Consider the following 15,591-nt stretch of genomic DNA (forward strand, 5'->3'; position numbering starts at 1 on the left):
AGTTAAAAGCTGAATACATATCTGAGCTGCACTATACTATCATTTGCCCGGTTCTGTCCGCTAACATTGGTAAAATTAGCGTCAAAAACCATTGCATGATATTCGTTGAAATTATAGCGTGCTCCAGCCTGTAATACAAATGTAGAAAAAGTGTTTTTGGTTACCTCATCACTTAGAACAAAATAGTTATCGCGCGGATTATCATTTAACACCTCTGAATTCGGATTGTCACGAATTTCAATCATCCGTGATGATATTTTATTACTGGTAATAGCAATCCGGCCATTTAGTGTTAAACTGTTTTCCATCAGCCGGTAGTTACCCCCGGCATAAATCCCGAATATATTAATATCATTCTGCCCACTTCCGGATTCAGTGTTATTAACGGTGAGGCCAAACTGTGTTTCCAGGGGCAGATCTGTAAATCGGGAATTAAGGCTTAGAGAAAATGATGTACTGGCTACATCGCCAAAGGCAAAAACCTCATCTGTAGTTTTAAGGTTAGATACGCTTAGCGATACATCATTTCGGGCATTCATCCAGCTAAACTGTTGCGTCACAGATGTGTTAATATTCACCGTGTAATTAGAGCGCGGGGTGGGAGTAACCAAGGTTACTAATGTATCCTGTCCATTTATAGTCCTCGTTTCCTGCCGGATATTTTGTACTGCGGCATTCACCAAATCATCAGGTAGTAGAAAGTTCTGCCTTTCGATCCCGTTATCCCTGGTTCTATACCGTAAGCCTGCACTCACTCTTGGCAGTTTACGGTCTACAGGATACCAGCTTACATTTGTTCGATAGGTAATGGTGTTGGTAGTAGCATCACGGGTACCACTTACATTGTCATTCAGGTTTTCATACCCCAGAGTGAGATAGACCCTGTTCGACAAAAAGTTCATGCGGTCGGTAAGGGTAAAACCGGCTACGTCTTTCCGGATGGTAGAATTTGCCAGAGAGTTAAATCCAGGACCAATCCAGCGATATTGCGCCCTGAAGTTATTATTCGGATAACGGAATGAGAGCTCACTATTGCCGGCAAGAATGCTGGTGGGGAAGAAGGCATCCCCGGAAATATCTCCGCTGTCATCTTCGGCAATCCTGAAAGGAAGCGTATTCATATTTTCGTTTATGATGATCAGCCATGACAACTGCTCGAGTAAATCTGCAGTGCCCTTATCAACATCAAAACCTAATTCTTCAGCCCGCTCCACTGTCAGCGGACCATCATAAATATTATTATTCAGCGCACTGATTACAGCTTCGGACTCAAAGCGAATACGGTTATTATTGAATCCCATCTTCAAATCCGTTCCCGCTACCACATTATCACGAGGCTTGATATTCCCGCCTCTTACATCCAGCCGTTCCGGATTCGCCATCAGGCTATCCCGGGCAACCTGATCCAGATTGTTATTCAAGACTACATTTGAGTTTACAAGATCCATGTAATCCCTGACATTAAAAATAGACGTCGTATCGTCCTGAACTTTTAACGCATGAAAGCCTATCTGAAATTTCTCTTCATTTCCGAAGCCCAGTTTACCGCCAATAACCCTTCGCTGGAAAGTACCTCTTCCGCCGTCCTGATACGTTAACAGGAAATTGCGATCAACAACCGAATCGGCTCCAATCGTTACTTCTTCAACAATAAGGCTATCGTATTGGTTGGTGATTTGTCGCTCAAGCTCACCATACATAAACTGAAGATTGATATTGTCATTCAATAAATGCAGTGAGGTATTCAATCCATGCACCCGCCGTCCGGAAATCGTAAATTGACTCATCACCGGATACACATGACCGGCTTCAAAATTCCACCAATCTCCGTAGGATAAATCAACACCGTATCGATTCTGAGGCTGTAACCGTACCGATTCCTGGGAAGTCAGATATCCGTTTGCCGAATAGCGAAACTTACCATATGCCCCCGAAATGCTGGCTCGGCCGGTATAGGCATTATTAATATCACCTGCTATCTCCTGATTTCGTGCGGTTAACTCGACCTGGCCTTGTGGTGCCCTGCCGGGACCAAAACCCTGAAATGACGCCTGCCCCGGAGTAACTACAGCGAACCGCCAGTCCGTAACGGAGTATGTTTGATCTTCTGTTTTATACTCCAATGAAATGGTGTGCGAGCCCGGCCCTAAATCTTTCGGGATATAGGATATATAATACGCGGAGGTATCAGCTTCGGAAGTCACATTTTTATCATCAATAAATAACTGAAACTCTCCCGGCTGCAAGGCAGATTTTTCATAAAAAAGTGCAATAGCTATAACTACATCATCAACGGTAACGCCATTGCCGGGGCGGGGTGAAAGGATCGTATAATCTATTCCTTCCAGTTTGGGCTTTTTTTCTTCCGTGCTTTCTACAATCTCCACTTCCACTGGGTTTTCCGATGGCAGATTGTTTGGATAGAATAGCATTTCACCTGAGTTGAGTGTCAGCTCAAAGTAATATTCTAATGAACTTGCATTGGGGTTGGTAGCAGTAAATGATGTTTGGAACAAGCCATTCCTGTAATTCACTTCCTGCTGCTGATAACTGAAGTCTCCATCATACCTATAGAAAAGCCGTGCTTGTTGAAAATCAGCTTCAGAAATACCCGGCACTCTGAATTCAAGTACATTTTGTTGATTTCTTTCTACCGCAACAGGAGCCTGATGCTGCACATTGAACTGGCCATAAGCCACCCCTGTGGCTGTTATAAACAGCAATAGTAGTATTCCTTTTTTTGCAACCCCCATCACGCTGTATCTATATTATTAACCTTAAACTATCCTGAACCCGCTTAATAAATTATTTAATTTTCACCTTCCTCAAAAACGTCAATCGTTATTTCCCGTAGTTGCCCATTTTGATCCCGGAATCTAAGTTTGATTTCTTTTTGAATGAGGTCGTTTTCCATTTCGCTATACCCTTCGCCAAGTGAATTTAATTCTTCATTTGTAAGAGTTCCGGAATCCACATTATTTCCCTGTTCATCAACCTGAGCATACATTTGCTCGAACAAAGATACGGTTTGGCCAGAATTGAGGGCGGTTACGTCAACCTGCCCTTCTTCAACCCAAACAAATCCATCAAAGCGACTCCCAAAATCGGTTCCCTGAACCGAGGCCAGCGAACGGTTGGTAGCTACTTCAAAGTCATTGCCTCCCTGTGGTTCCACATTCAAAAATATCTCCCCATTCTTCAAATTTATCCGGGTATTCATTGCTTTTGACGCTGTGGCAACTGAACCGTTGAGTATCAGCAATGAACTCGGTTTTACCTTGGCTACACTGGCATCCATAAATACAACCAGGGCAAAACCTTCTTCATCAGTAGAAAGTGAATCGCCGTCAAAGAGCCGCTCTCCTTTATTTTCCTCCAGATCAAGCTTAATGTACTTATCTATATCCAGGTTCTGGAGAGTTACATCGGGCTTAAACCGCTTAACAATCGCTAATGGTCGTTCCGATTGTGCCATGGCAATATCTGCCGAAGAAATTCCTGCAAACACCAGCAGTACTATAAATGTGTATAGTTTCTTTTTAATGTTTCTCATGTGAGCCTCTCAGTTTCCTTCCACTATAATTTTTTCATCTCTGATTTTCTGAAGTAACTCTTCGAGCTTAATAGCTGCTGCAGGGCCTGTAAAGTCTTGCCCATCATATTGAATAGACTCCAGAGTAAATCCTCTGTCTCTTAACCTTCGATATGCATCCGGGCCAATCAATCGTTCAATTGCACGCTGTACTTCCGCTGAAATTGGAGCTGTTGCTACAGCCTCGGCAGCATCCTTCAACACAAAACTCCATATCTCTGATGAAACTTCTTCGGTGTCACCGCTGGATTGAAGTGTGGTTACAACCTGCCAGTAATAGGTTTTCCCTTTTTCCAATGGCTGAACGCCCGAAGAAGGAAACTGGAATGAATTTGACTGAACTACAATATCAAGATTCTCAAAAGTGAGTAACGACCCGCCATTTCCCACCGGAGATGAACTCTTGGCACTGGCAAGTAATGATTCAGGGCTGTCTTGCCCTCTTTGTTCAACAACCAGTAACCGATAGGAAACATTATTTTCTCCCTCCCAGCTAAATTGAGGGAAGGGGTTTGTTATTTCGGCAGCAGCACCTACAATATCCCCGGGTGTTTTCAGATATATATTGCCTTCTTCAAATGATGCCGCAGCCATACTTCCGCCACCTATTTCAGCTACATCTCTGGCTAAATCTTCTCTGCCTTGCGCATCTGTTACCCTAAAGAGAATCAATTCCAAAGAATAGGTATCACGTGGAAGAGTAGTGGATCCCGATAAATTGCTCAAAAAATCATCGCCTTCTGTAGTTAATCCTCCCGTAAAGGTAATTGCCTGGGAAATTCCGGGAATGCGTTCGTTCGCTAAATCATTGTTGGTAAAGTAAACAGACTGAAACGGTTTTAAGGAAAAAGGACGTGACGCATTTTGCGTAAGCTCAACAATGTTACCCACCTTCCCGGCTGATACAATTAGTTCAAAATATAGATTATCGATGTTTACATCGGAAAGGTTTTCCATGGTCGCTGATATTAATACCGGCCCCTGGCCTTCGGTATCAATACCCAAACCTGTTAAGCTGAGTGTCTGGGCACTTTCCAGAATTGGACTTGGTTCAACATCAAGGGTGACGTTCTGAGCTATAGCAAATTTATTGGGAACAACACCTATGAGTGCAAGTACAAAAAGTGCGAGATAAAATTTTAATGATCTCTCATTCATTTTCATTGTAACTCCCGTTTTTATAAATCATGCTCATTTTAAAGTATAACAAGCATACAAACAAGCGATCCGGTTAACTCTAATATTTATGAAAGCGCCGATAAATACCCCGAATTTTTTACTGAATTATATAAAAAAAGCCTTTTCCGAGCTGAAAAAGGCTATTGTGGAGCTACGGGGATTCGAACCCCGGACCTTCGCGCTGCCAGCGCGACGCTCTAGCCAGCTGAGCTATAGCCCCAAACGAATATCAAAGATACCGGTAGTATAAAACTTATGCTAACTTTTTTTAGCTAATTTTTCTTTTGATACACACCCCAGTATCATTATTTTCATTCAAAATAGTGTATATTATAACCCTAATAATTAATTGAATTGGAGAAATCTTAATATGAAGCGAACTATCCATCTTCTCGTTCTCACACTTTTCTTAGTAGGTGGTACCGTAGTACAGTATGGCTGTGGTTCTGACGAACCTGTTGTCCAGGAACCAGTAGACACTGACGGCGACGGACTTACTGATGCCGAAGAAGCAGAATTAGGTACTGATTCTAATTCAGCAGATTCTGATGGCGACGGTCTTACTGATGCGGACGAAATCAACACTTACGAAACAGACCCTCTGAACTCTGACACTGACGGCGACGGCCTGAGTGACGGTGACGAAGTTAACTCTTATAACACCGATCCTAACAATACAGATTCTGACGGCGACGGACTCAGCGATGGCGATGAAATCAATGAGTACGAAACAGATCCTAACAATGCCGACTCTGACGGTGACGGACTTAATGACTATGATGAAGTAATGACTCATAGCACAAATCCGAATAACTCAGATTCTGATGGCGACGGATTTACTGACATGCAGGAAATCGACATGGGTACTAACCCTACTGATGGAAGCGATCCTGTTTACCTGACTGAAGATTCTTTCACTACCATCAACTTCGACTTTGACCGCTCTAATATCAGAGCTGACGCTGCCGAAGCACTGATGCAAAATGTTGAAGTTCTTAAAGACGCTCCTGCTTTCCGTGTTCGCGTTGATGCTTACACTGACCACGTGGGTGGAGATCAGTATAACTTACGACTCAGCCTTCGACGTGCTACTTCTGTTGTAGACTTCTACACTGGAAACGGCATTTCTGAAGACCGCATTGAATCTCGTGGTTTAGGTAAAGCTCCTGTTGAGTGTACCGAAGCTGAAATGGATGCAAACACACCCGGTTGCGAAAGAAACCGACGTGCTGAATCACATCCAATCAGTACCCTGAAATACCAGCCAGGAATGTAATCTGAGCTGAATTTCAGAAGACAAGTTTAAGGCTCGTTGCTTTTGCAGCGAGCCTTTTTTTATTGGAGTAATTTTTTGATTCGTCCCTATTAGGACAACCTTTCAGCATCTACCGGTCCTGAAAGTGTTTCACCGAAGAGGTTTTGTAGAGATGGCACACCTAATCTTAATGGACCGTTCTGTTTGATTAATTAAAAAAACATGTCTGTCATCGCGAGGAGTACAAATGTCAGAGTATATCGTTATGTATGCCGACGAAGCGATCTCCCCGCATCAATATCCTGAACTAGTCATGGAGATTGCTTCGTCGATTAAACCAATGGAACCTCATCACTTTACGGGCTCCTCGCAATGACGAGTTTTTCAACGGACACTTGTTAATACAAAGACCGAATGTAGCCTTAAAAGAACCTTGCCACACTGATACCCACAAAAATGCCAGGATTATCTATTCGGTAAGCGACATCTGCTCGAAAAAGATTGAAGATATTACTTAGCGAGAGTCCCGCTTCCATATGCCAATCATCTGTGGTTACCGGTGAGAAACCATAGCGATTATTGAATTCCTGCACCTGCTCGTCCTTCACCCATGTTCTTCCAATCCCGCCAAAGGCAATGATACTCAATCCTGTCTGAGTAGCATTTCTCCACCCCAGCATCTCCAGAGGAACGCTTTTGAAATTATGCTCTGCATTTAGTGATATATAACTTGCTCCTTCATATGGAATAAATCGCTTGGCTCTGAAAGCTCCAAATGGCGTAATCACTCCCAATGCAACATCGAGAGCTTCATTTTTTTGGATGGGAAGATCACCAAGATAAGTTCCGGCGTTTAGCCTCATATCCAATGTGTTCGGGAAAAACCGGCGCTGATAGAAAGTCTCATAGCGCCGGTACAGATCCAGTTTAAAGCGGGTGTAATCCCAGCTGCTTCCTATCACTTTTGCCGACTGCTCCACACTTACCAAGAAATCATCGGCCCCAACCGCACCAAAAGCTTTTTTATTCTCTCCAATACTATAGGATAGCTTAACGGCACTAAGCGTTCCTTCGTCTATATAACTATTGGGACGCTGAATTAAATCTCTGCCGATAATATCGTAGCTCGTTTTATAATTGATGGCAGAATGATTTTCATACATATAGTTCAAGCTAAACGTACCCCTAAATTTGCTTTTCGGACGGTAGGCAGCGGTGAACTTAACTCCTTCGTTTCTGTAGTAATCAAAGTAATCAGAAAAGCCAAGCAAGTTTTGCATACTGGTCATTAAAGGCATGTACATATCGGAGTTGTAGCGGGTTTCCGTAGTTGCACTATAGCCTGCAGAAAGCCCAAAACGACGAGTTTTTTTCAATGGCCACCATCCCATTTTCACTCCATACGACAGTGTTCCTGCTCCAAAAATATCATCCCCATCATACCCTGTACTATATCCTGCAAAAACCTCCGAAGAAATACGATTATCTACGTATCTGCGCTGATGTTTAAGACCTCCATAAAAAGCATCTACCCTATTGAAACGAGCTAACGGACTTAAATTTCGGGTTAATTTCGACCAAAAAGAGCTTGAATTGTTGTTTCCTCCTGAACTTCCCGAACCTCCTTCACCTACCGATACTGAAGAACCATCCGAATCAGTTTCTTCTTCCCAGTCAATAAAACGGGTAAAAAAGCCCGTTGGTTTAAAAGCCTTTTCAAGAGTAGCTGTACTATCTACTTTTTCATAAGCTATTTCTTCTTCTGTATCTAAAGGAATGATGTCAATTTCATTCACAAAAAGAGAATCGCCCGAATTGATGGTTGTTGAATCTACGGTAAAGCGATTCCATTTTCTGAAAAGGGAATCAGGCAGATCTATATTCACCTCGTAGTTATTCATTTTTGCTACCTGTTTAAACCCGATAGGAGGAAAACGAAGCCCAATCAGTCCTACCTCGACCAATCCCTCGATACGCACATCAACCGGAAGCCAATAGTCGCCTCCAAAATTGCTAAACTGCTGAGAATAGGTGAGGTTGAAATCCTGCACGGGGGGAGGAAAAACTACCACAGAATTTGGTTTCAGATCTACTTCCAGCAAAGCATACTCTTCTCCTAATACAAAAATAGTCCCCTCAAAAAGCGGCTGCAGCTTTCGATCTGAAGTCACCGACAGCTCATACACAACCTGTCCATCTAACGACTGAATATCTTCAAGCCGGAATTCATAAAACTTCAGCGCATCCGGATGAGTGACCCCTACCATATTGAAACCAGCAATATCCAGGTTGTCGTCGTAAAAATTAGGCAGGTAGCTTACTCCTGCAAAGTTATCAGCAGCATCAATATTTGCCGTTTGGCGCTTTGACTTTAACACTTCACGGGAGCCTCTTTTCTTATCCCAATACGCTTCGGATATGCTCTCTGAAATCGATACAATAGAGGTGTCATTTTTTAACTGCTGACGTGTATAAGCTTCTGCTTTGTAGGTTTCAAGACCCGCTCTCCAGATTTGCTTCCTTCGGATAACCTCCCTCATGATAGCAATAGCGGGATCTTCACCCGTAACTACGATTTCACCCATAGTTGCTACAGAAGGTTTTAGAATGAAGTCAACTGGTCCCGAATCTTTGGTTACCACTTGTTCCTGGCTTTCAAACCCAATAAAGCGAGCTATAAGCGTGACAGGAAACTCTCGGACAATAATGCTGAACTCTCCATCCTGATTTGAAATCGTACCCTTGTAGGTATCTTTGATAATAATATGAGCAGCAGGTAGTGGGTCCCCGGTTTCAGCATCTACGATTTTGCCTGTAATTTGTGTTTGTGCGTGACTTTCAAAAGTACTTCCCAGCACCAGAAAAAGAAAAAGAACGGAAATTTTCTGCATCCCTATCGAATTATATTAATGTAAAAAACTATCGAACTTCTACTTACTAAGAGCTGATTAGTTACGTTTACCTACGTATATTTTCAGGAATGATTGTATAACAATAATGACCCTGTAGTTCAATTGGAGAGAATAGGAGTTTCCTAAACTCTAGATCTGGGTTCGATTCCCGGCGGGGTCACTTTTTTACTGAAGCAAAATTTTCTGCCTTCATTACCCAGAAGAACAATGTAATCATCACCTGCAAGGCTATAATTACCTAATCCCTCTTTAATATTTCTGTGTTTAGGGTAAGTAAGGGAATGCGCTGAAAAATAAATTACTTACTTGATTTGTTGCTTTCCCCTCATCACGGCACCGAGAATAGCGGTAAATAAAGCTGCACCTATGATAGACCAAACAACTGGGAAAGGACTTCCGCTTACTTCTATAGTCCATAATTCGGGAAGACCCAACTCACTGGCAATCCATTTGCCGATAATAGCGCCAATAAATCCAACCCCGGCTGAAATTAAGCACCCACCAAAACTATACCCGCTGATACTTTGCCCAATTCCACCGCAAATAGCAGCTATTAGTAGTAATAATAAAAATCCAAAAAATGACATAAAACTCTCCGTAGATAGTTTAAAATTTAGTTCAGGCCTTTTGTTCTAATACTACGGCTGGCTCCAGAGGTTTCACAATTACATGTTCGTCTACATCAAAAAGCAGCCGGTTATCTGTATGAACAATATATTTATCTCCCTTAAAAAGCACATGGTAGGTAATATCGTGCCCGCGAAATTCACGGCCGACAATAATACCACTTTCGTTTCCATTTTCTTTGCATCGCTCAATGGTCAGGTGCTCCGGGCGGATGGAACATAAAATCAACCCTTCGGCTTCTTTGTTAATTTTCACCGGACCCAGACGTGTTTCCACGTTATCAGACCCATCAGCATGAGCTCGGAATAAGTTCGTCCGACCCAGAAACTGTGCTACAAACTGTGTTTTGGGATGGTAGTATACTTCTTCGGGAGTCCCTATTTGTTCAATTTGGCCGTTGTTCATTACTGCTATCCGGTCGGCAAAAGAGAGCGCTTCTTCCTGATCGTGTGTAACCAAAATTGCACTCATTCCGGATTTTTTCAGAATAGCCCGAACTTCTTTTCGGGTGGTATCACGAAGCATGGCATCAAGTCCTGAAAAAGGTTCGTCCATTAACACGAGCCGGGGCTTCGGTGCAATAGCCCGAGCCAAGGCAACTCTTTGTTGCTGACCACCAGAAAGCTCATCTGGCATTCGATGTTTATACTTTTCCATTCCGGTTCGGCAAAGTACTTCTTCTGCTAAAACCGGCCGCCTCTTTTTGTCCACTTCACGCAGACCAAAAGCCACGTTATCAAGTGCGTTCATATGAGGGAAAAGGGCATAATCCTGGAATACAAAACCAATCTCTCTTTTTTGGGGGGAAAGGCGTTTATGTGTGCTCTCAACCAGCTCATTTTCGATATGCACTTCGCCGGCTTCGCATTGTTCAAAACCCGCAATTAAACGCAGCGTTGTAGTTTTCCCGCAACCGCTTGGGCCTAGAAGCGCGAAAATCTCATTCTTACCAACTTCAAAACTGACATCGTTTACAACGGGCCCGCTTTGGTCGAATGACTTCGTTAATCCGGATATTTTTAAAAGAGACTTTTCCATGTAGTTGCTGAACCAAAAAATCTTCATTTAGATTCAGTCTACATAAGATACATACTAATCTGATACTTCTGAAAGTTTTGACACGTGAATATTTGTGAAACAGGTCGGGATAATGTAAGTTTAATTCGTTTCGGGCATACCATTTACAGATAATTATCAACTAACTACTATTCTTATGAAAAAAATAAGCATCTACACATTGTTGTTGGCAGTGGCTTTAGTCAGCTTTCAGGCTTGTGGTCCAAGTGAAGAAGAACGCCGGGCTGCCGAACAAGCTCGTCTAGATTCTCTCAGAAAAGTTCAGGAACAAAGAATTGCTGAAATGATGCAAGCTCGCGAAGACAGTATCGCCCGTGCTCAGCAGCAACAGCAAATACAGGAAGAACAACAAGGTCCACAGTTTGCAGAAGATGGAACTTATGCTGTTCAGGTAGGAGCTTTTCGGTCTGAAGAAGAGGCCAATGAATATCGAAATACCTTAAGCGATCGTGATTATCCTCATGTATATACGGTTAAAATTGGAAAGGAAGAAACCGGTGATGTTTGGTTTCGATTGCGGGTTGGCTTTTTTGCTGATAAGGCTGAAGCCGAAGAATTCGGCGCAGAATTGGGCAATGAATTGAATACGGGCTACTGGGTTTCCAAAGTTCAGAGAACAGGAAGCTGAAGTTATTTGACATCAAATAATTTATAGTTGTATCTCTCCCAAGCATTTGCTTAATTGTAGATGCGCTCAAGTAGCGTCTCTCTTGATGAATAGTCAGGGCATTGCATATGAAAAATGTAATGCCCTATTTTTTTGCATCTTTTTTATCTGGGTATCGTAACCATCCACTCCTAAAAAACTTTCCTAATTCTACGGTTTACGTTATTATGCAGCTTCAACATCATTCACAAACCTCAATTAAAGTGGAATGAAAAATTTCAGTATTGCTACACGCCAACATGACCATGTAAGTATACTGGATATCAGTGGAGAACTTGATGCGCATACCGCTTCTCAGCTTGAGAATGCACTCAAATCGCTAATTGACGAAGAAAGCTATGCGATCATCGTCAATTGTTCTGGCCTTGATTATATAGCCAGTGCAGGATTAGGTGTCTTTATGGCCTACATCGAAGATGTGAGAAGTTTAGGTGGTGATATCAAACTAACAAATATGAACGATCGCGTTTATAACGTTTTCGATTTGTTGGGCTTCCCAACTTTGTATGATATCCTGGAAGATGAAAAAGAAGCTTTGCAAAGCTTTGACAATTAAATAGCAAGAGAGTGGCTGGAAATAATAACATACAAACCCTTTCTGTTGAAGCTTCTACAGAGCATCTTGCCAAAGTGCGGGATTTTGTAGCAGCTCATGCTGAAAATATCGGGCTCAGCCAAAAAGATATTTCTGAAATCAGACTGGCTGTAGACGAAGCCTATACGAATATCATCAAGCACGCCTACAAAAACTCTCCTACCGAAAAAGTAAGTATTGAAATTGGTTCTAATGCCAATCAGTTGTGGATTTCATTAATGGATGAAGGCAAAAGCTTTGATCCCAGCACTTACAGCGAGCCTGACCTAATGAAGCGTATTAAAGAAAAGAAACGTGGCGGAATGGGAGTTTACCTGATTCGAAAACTGATGGACCAGGTACAGTATAACCGCAAAGGGCATACCAATGAAATACGAATGGTCAAAAACCTTTGACGAATCGTGGACACAAAAATCTCTCTTTCAAATACTGAAGAACGACAAAGCCGATTTGAGCTTCGCACCCTGCTTGAAACCAGCCGAATGCTCATTGAATCTCAGGAACCGGATTTTGTTCTCAATAACCTTTTGCTCATCACGATGGGTAAGTTGTTGGTTCCAAAAGGTATTATTCTCATCAATAAAGGATCTGACCACTTTTATGTAGTTAGCAAGGTAAAAGGCAAAAACTCACTTAAAGAAGATGATTCAATTCAGCTCGAATTTCCAGAAGCAACATTAGACCGATCTGTTGTTAAAGGAGAAGAGTTTCCTGATATCACGAAAAAACTGGGGCTCGCTGAAGGCAGCATCTTTTTTAATCTTAGAACCACGAATCATCACTTGGGGTTTTTGTGCCTGGGCCCAAAAGGAAATAAACAACCACTAACCGATAGCGAACTCGAATTTATTGAAAGCCTGACTATCATTTCATCGGTTGCCATTGCCAACTCACGGATGTTTCAGGAATTGCGGCTTATTAACCGAAAACTGGATCGCAAGGTGCACGACCTGAATACTCTTCTTGAGCTGAGTAAAGATTTTAACATGATGGTTGACCGGGAAGAAATTGCCCGGACTTTTAAGTTTGCCATGTTGGGACAGATGTTGATCCGGACGTTCTTTTTTGTCTTAGAGATTGATGGCAAAAAATCCATTGTTTCAAGTAGCGGGTTAAAAGAAAAGCCGACCAAAAAAGAATTGAATACGCTTTTTGAGCTTAACGATGTTTTCTATTGTGACGAAGATCATGACTGTCCTTTTCTGGAAAACAACGGTATCAGGTTGGTTATAGCCCTTCGTTTTCAAAATGAAAAAATCGGGGTTGTGGGAGTTGGAGCACCTGCCAATAATGAGCCGTACGGTAAAGAGCAGGTAAACTTTCTTCAATCGCTTGGGAATTTGGCCCTTCTTACTATTCAAAAAACCTTATTGCTTGAAGAACGCATCGAAAAGCGACGAATGGAAGAAGAACTCAATCTTGCCAAGACCATCCAGCAAGGCCTTCTTCCTTCGCCTATACCAACCATCGATGGCTTTGATCTTGAAGCTACAAATATTTCATCCCGGCAGGTTGGTGGCGATTATTTTGATGTAGTTGAAACACCTGACGGTGGGCATATTCTGGCCATAGCTGATGTAACCGGCAAAGGGGTTCCTGCTTCTTTACTCATGGCCAACCTTCAGTCTATGTTACATGCTTTGGCTCCTATCGATATCACTTTGGCTGAAGCTACCGGAAGCATTAATGATATCATCCATAAAAATACACCCGCTGATAAGTTTATTACCTTTTTCTGGGGTAAAGTATCCGCAGATGGCAAGCGTTTTGACTATGTAAATGCAGGACACAATAACCCTCTATTATTCAGAAAAGAAAATAAAGAGCCTGAAGAACTTGATGCAGGTGGAGTAATACTTGGGGCAATGCCTTCTATGATGCCATATGATTCTGCCTCTGTAAAGCTCCAGTCCGGAGATACGATAGTATTTTACACAGATGGTGTCACTGAGGCAATGAATCCCCAGCAAACTGAAGAATACGAAGAGGAGCGACTCATTAAATGTCTGCAGAAGAACCTTGAGAAATCATCAAAAGAAATAATGGATGCCGTTATTGATGATATCACAGAATTCTCGAATGGTGTTCAATATGACGACATCACCATATTGGTACTGAAAGTTAATTGAGGGTTTTAAAACCTAAGACCCCGGTGCCTGTAGCTGTTTTATCTCTGTTATGGGCTAATATTGTCTGATAAGTGCCGTAGCGGTTCATAATTTCATTTACATATCGAACCGTTTCAATTCCCCTGCAGAAGCCATATCGTGCATTTTGATAGTATTTGCGCTGCATCAGTTTCAGTAGCGACTCAGACACATGCTCCCACTTATTAGGGTCTTTGTTGTGATCAATTGTGAGTCTTCGGGCATCTGCAAGGTGACCTGATCCTGCGTTATATGCTGCCAGGGCAAACGACCACTTATTGGTAGAATCCATATAGGCATAATGCTCGAGGTGAGAAGCCAGAATTTTAGCCCCTTCCCGTATGTTTACTTCCGGAATGTAAAGCGAGTCGGATGAAATCTCTGAGAACCGCGGTAACACTTGCATTATCCCAACAGCACCCGCCCAGCTTACAGAGCTTGGATTAAACTTTGATTCCTGTGCAGCAATGGCAGTAAGCATTACCCAATCGAGCTCCATTTCATCTGCTACTTCTCTGATCATGTTATCATATGGGGAAATGGTGCCATATTGCTCCCCCTGATAATTGGGGCTGTAGTAATCCGCAATTTGGTTGCCCGATTCAAAATATTTTTTCCGAAGCACATTCAGAAATGCTGAACGCTTGGGAACACCGTCTTCGTCAAACCGAAAATGCTTATATAAAAATCGGTTTAGTTGATATTCCAGATCCGGAGCATTTTTACGTACCGCCCAGGCAATAGTATCACTTTCAGCAATAAGAGGTCCTTTAACCAAGCCGTTCATGTACTTGTCGGCTGCATCAAAAATATTATCATCGGCAACAGTTGCTTCATAAGTGCCATCGGCAACCTGAAACAATACCGACTCGGTGTCCATATCTTCAGGAATGATATTGATATTTACCGGAAAACCTTCGTCTTTAAGCTCTTTTAACCGAACATAATAGGAGCTGTTACGACGCACGCTTATAGGCACCCCTTCAAGCTCTGAAATACTTTCCGGCTTAAAACCTAAATCATCAGAAACTACGATCAACTGATCGACCATATTATATGGCCGGGTAAAATCTACCAACTGTTTTCTCTCTGGGGTGATGGTATAATTAGCCGCAATGATATCTCCGCGACCGCTATTCAGAAGGTCATATGGGCTTTCGTCAGGACCCGTGATGACGACTTCAAGGGCAAGATCATTTTCTTTAGTGAATGCCTTTAACAACTCATATTCAAAGCCAACCTGAACTCCTTTATAGAGAAAATAGGAACCCGAACTATAGCTGGTAATCATGCGGAGTACGCCATTGCTCTTAATTTCTGCAAAATCTCTCTCGATCGGCTCACTTACAGAAACAGGAAGTGTATTATTGCTCTCAGACTTATCTGAAGATTGGGAACAGCTTAGCAAAAGCATAGCTCCACAACCTGTGAGAAGCAAGTATTTGGACACTCCAATAATGTTGTCTCTTTCAAATAGCATTAAGTGATGTTGTTTTCATTATTGTTTGAATCAATTCTATAATGAAGCCACTATTCCATC

The 15,591-nt window shown here is 42.3% G+C and carries 12 protein-coding genes and 2 tRNA genes; 6 read left to right on the top strand and 8 right to left on the bottom strand.

Annotated features, from left to right (window positions below; genetic code table 11):
• Positions 1-2: 2 nt before the first annotated feature.
• The 4 genes from RIB15_RS04560 to RIB15_RS04575 form a co-directional block, all read right to left on the bottom strand.
• Entirely contained in the window at positions 3-2,753 is a 2,751-nt protein-coding gene (locus tag RIB15_RS04560; protein ID WP_350200969.1) for a hypothetical protein, read from the bottom strand.
• Between the two features lie 56 nt (positions 2,754-2,809).
• A complete protein-coding gene (locus RIB15_RS04565) occupies positions 2,810-3,553 on the bottom strand; it encodes a FecR domain-containing protein (protein ID WP_350200970.1) in 744 nt (247 codons plus the stop codon).
• Between the two features lie 9 nt (positions 3,554-3,562).
• Positions 3,563-4,756: a hypothetical protein gene (locus RIB15_RS04570; protein ID WP_350200971.1), complete on the bottom strand. Its 1,194-nt coding sequence runs from the start codon at positions 4,754-4,756 to the stop codon at positions 3,563-3,565.
• Positions 4,757-4,917: 161 nt separating this feature from the next.
• Positions 4,918-4,991 (bottom strand) — tRNA-Ala (locus RIB15_RS04575).
• 150 nt (positions 4,992-5,141) lie between these two features.
• On the opposite strand from RIB15_RS04575, the gene RIB15_RS04580 reads away from it, so the two are divergent.
• Positions 5,142-6,047 carry an OmpA family protein gene (locus RIB15_RS04580; RefSeq protein ID WP_350200972.1) on the top strand — a complete coding sequence of 302 codons (906 nt, stop codon included), beginning with the start codon at positions 5,142-5,144 and terminating at the stop codon, positions 6,045-6,047.
• 401 nt (positions 6,048-6,448) lie between these two features.
• On the opposite strand, the gene RIB15_RS04585 is transcribed toward RIB15_RS04580, so the two are convergent.
• Positions 6,449-8,917, bottom strand: coding sequence for a DUF5686 and carboxypeptidase-like regulatory domain-containing protein (locus tag RIB15_RS04585; protein WP_350200973.1), 2,469 nt, complete (start codon positions 8,915-8,917; stop codon positions 6,449-6,451).
• Positions 8,918-9,025: 108 nt separating this feature from the next.
• On the opposite strand from RIB15_RS04585, the gene RIB15_RS04590 reads away from it, so the two are divergent.
• A tRNA-Arg gene (locus tag RIB15_RS04590) sits at positions 9,026-9,098 on the top strand.
• Positions 9,099-9,240: 142 nt separating this feature from the next.
• On the opposite strand, the gene RIB15_RS04595 is transcribed toward RIB15_RS04590, so the two are convergent.
• Both RIB15_RS04595 and RIB15_RS04600 read right to left on the bottom strand, forming a co-directional pair.
• Positions 9,241-9,525, bottom strand: coding sequence for a GlsB/YeaQ/YmgE family stress response membrane protein (locus RIB15_RS04595; protein WP_350200974.1), 285 nt, complete (start codon positions 9,523-9,525; stop codon positions 9,241-9,243).
• A 31-nt stretch (positions 9,526-9,556) separates the two neighbouring features.
• Positions 9,557-10,630: an ABC transporter ATP-binding protein gene (locus RIB15_RS04600; protein ID WP_502881336.1), complete on the bottom strand. Its 1,074-nt coding sequence runs from the start codon at positions 10,628-10,630 to the stop codon at positions 9,557-9,559.
• 148 nt (positions 10,631-10,778) lie between these two features.
• Here RIB15_RS04600 and RIB15_RS04605 point away from each other — a divergent pair, with 148 nt between their 5' ends.
• The 4 genes from RIB15_RS04605 to RIB15_RS04620 all read left to right on the top strand — a co-directional run bounded on the left by RIB15_RS04605 (position 10,779) and on the right by RIB15_RS04620 (position 14,033).
• A complete protein-coding gene (locus RIB15_RS04605; protein WP_350200975.1) occupies positions 10,779-11,270 on the top strand; it encodes an SPOR domain-containing protein in 492 nt (163 codons plus the stop codon).
• Between the two features lie 247 nt (positions 11,271-11,517).
• Positions 11,518-11,865, top strand: coding sequence for an STAS domain-containing protein (locus tag RIB15_RS04610; RefSeq protein ID WP_350200976.1), 348 nt, complete (start codon positions 11,518-11,520; stop codon positions 11,863-11,865).
• An 11-nt stretch (positions 11,866-11,876) separates the two neighbouring features.
• Positions 11,877-12,299, top strand: coding sequence for an ATP-binding protein (locus RIB15_RS04615; RefSeq protein ID WP_350200977.1), 423 nt, complete (start codon positions 11,877-11,879; stop codon positions 12,297-12,299).
• Positions 12,300-12,305: 6 nt separating this feature from the next.
• Positions 12,306-14,033, top strand: coding sequence for a GAF domain-containing SpoIIE family protein phosphatase (locus RIB15_RS04620; protein WP_350200978.1), 1,728 nt, complete (start codon positions 12,306-12,308; stop codon positions 14,031-14,033).
• Here the strand turns inward: RIB15_RS04620 and RIB15_RS04625 are convergent.
• Positions 14,026-15,531, bottom strand: a complete 1,506-nt coding sequence (locus tag RIB15_RS04625) for an MltF family protein (protein ID WP_350200979.1) — start codon at positions 15,529-15,531, stop codon at positions 14,026-14,028. The genes RIB15_RS04620 and RIB15_RS04625 overlap by 8 nt on opposite strands.
• Positions 15,532-15,591 lie beyond the last annotated feature (60 nt).

Source organism: Gracilimonas sp., from assembly GCF_040218225.1.
Lineage (GTDB): Bacteria > Bacteroidota > Rhodothermia > Balneolales > Balneolaceae > Gracilimonas.

Coding starts and splice junctions, on each gene's coding strand:
- RIB15_RS04560 (WP_350200969.1), bottom strand. CDS start 2,753: ATGGGGGTTGCAAAAAAAGGAATACTACTATTGCTGTTTATAACAGCC.
- RIB15_RS04565 (WP_350200970.1), bottom strand. CDS start 3,553: ATGAGAAACATTAAAAAGAAACTATACACATTTATAGTACTGCTGGTG.
- RIB15_RS04570 (WP_350200971.1), bottom strand. CDS start 4,756: ATGAAAATGAATGAGAGATCATTAAAATTTTATCTCGCACTTTTTGTA.
- RIB15_RS04580 (WP_350200972.1), top strand. CDS start 5,142: ATGAAGCGAACTATCCATCTTCTCGTTCTCACACTTTTCTTAGTAGGT.
- RIB15_RS04585 (WP_350200973.1), bottom strand. CDS start 8,917: ATGCAGAAAATTTCCGTTCTTTTTCTTTTTCTGGTGCTGGGAAGTACT.
- RIB15_RS04595 (WP_350200974.1), bottom strand. CDS start 9,525: ATGTCATTTTTTGGATTTTTATTATTACTACTAATAGCTGCTATTTGC.
- RIB15_RS04600 (WP_502881336.1), bottom strand. CDS start 10,630: ATGAAGATTTTTTGGTTCAGCAACTACATGGAAAAGTCTCTTTTAAAA.
- RIB15_RS04605 (WP_350200975.1), top strand. CDS start 10,779: ATGAAAAAAATAAGCATCTACACATTGTTGTTGGCAGTGGCTTTAGTC.
- RIB15_RS04610 (WP_350200976.1), top strand. CDS start 11,518: ATGAAAAATTTCAGTATTGCTACACGCCAACATGACCATGTAAGTATA.
- RIB15_RS04625 (WP_350200979.1), bottom strand. CDS start 15,531: ATGCTATTTGAAAGAGACAACATTATTGGAGTGTCCAAATACTTGCTT.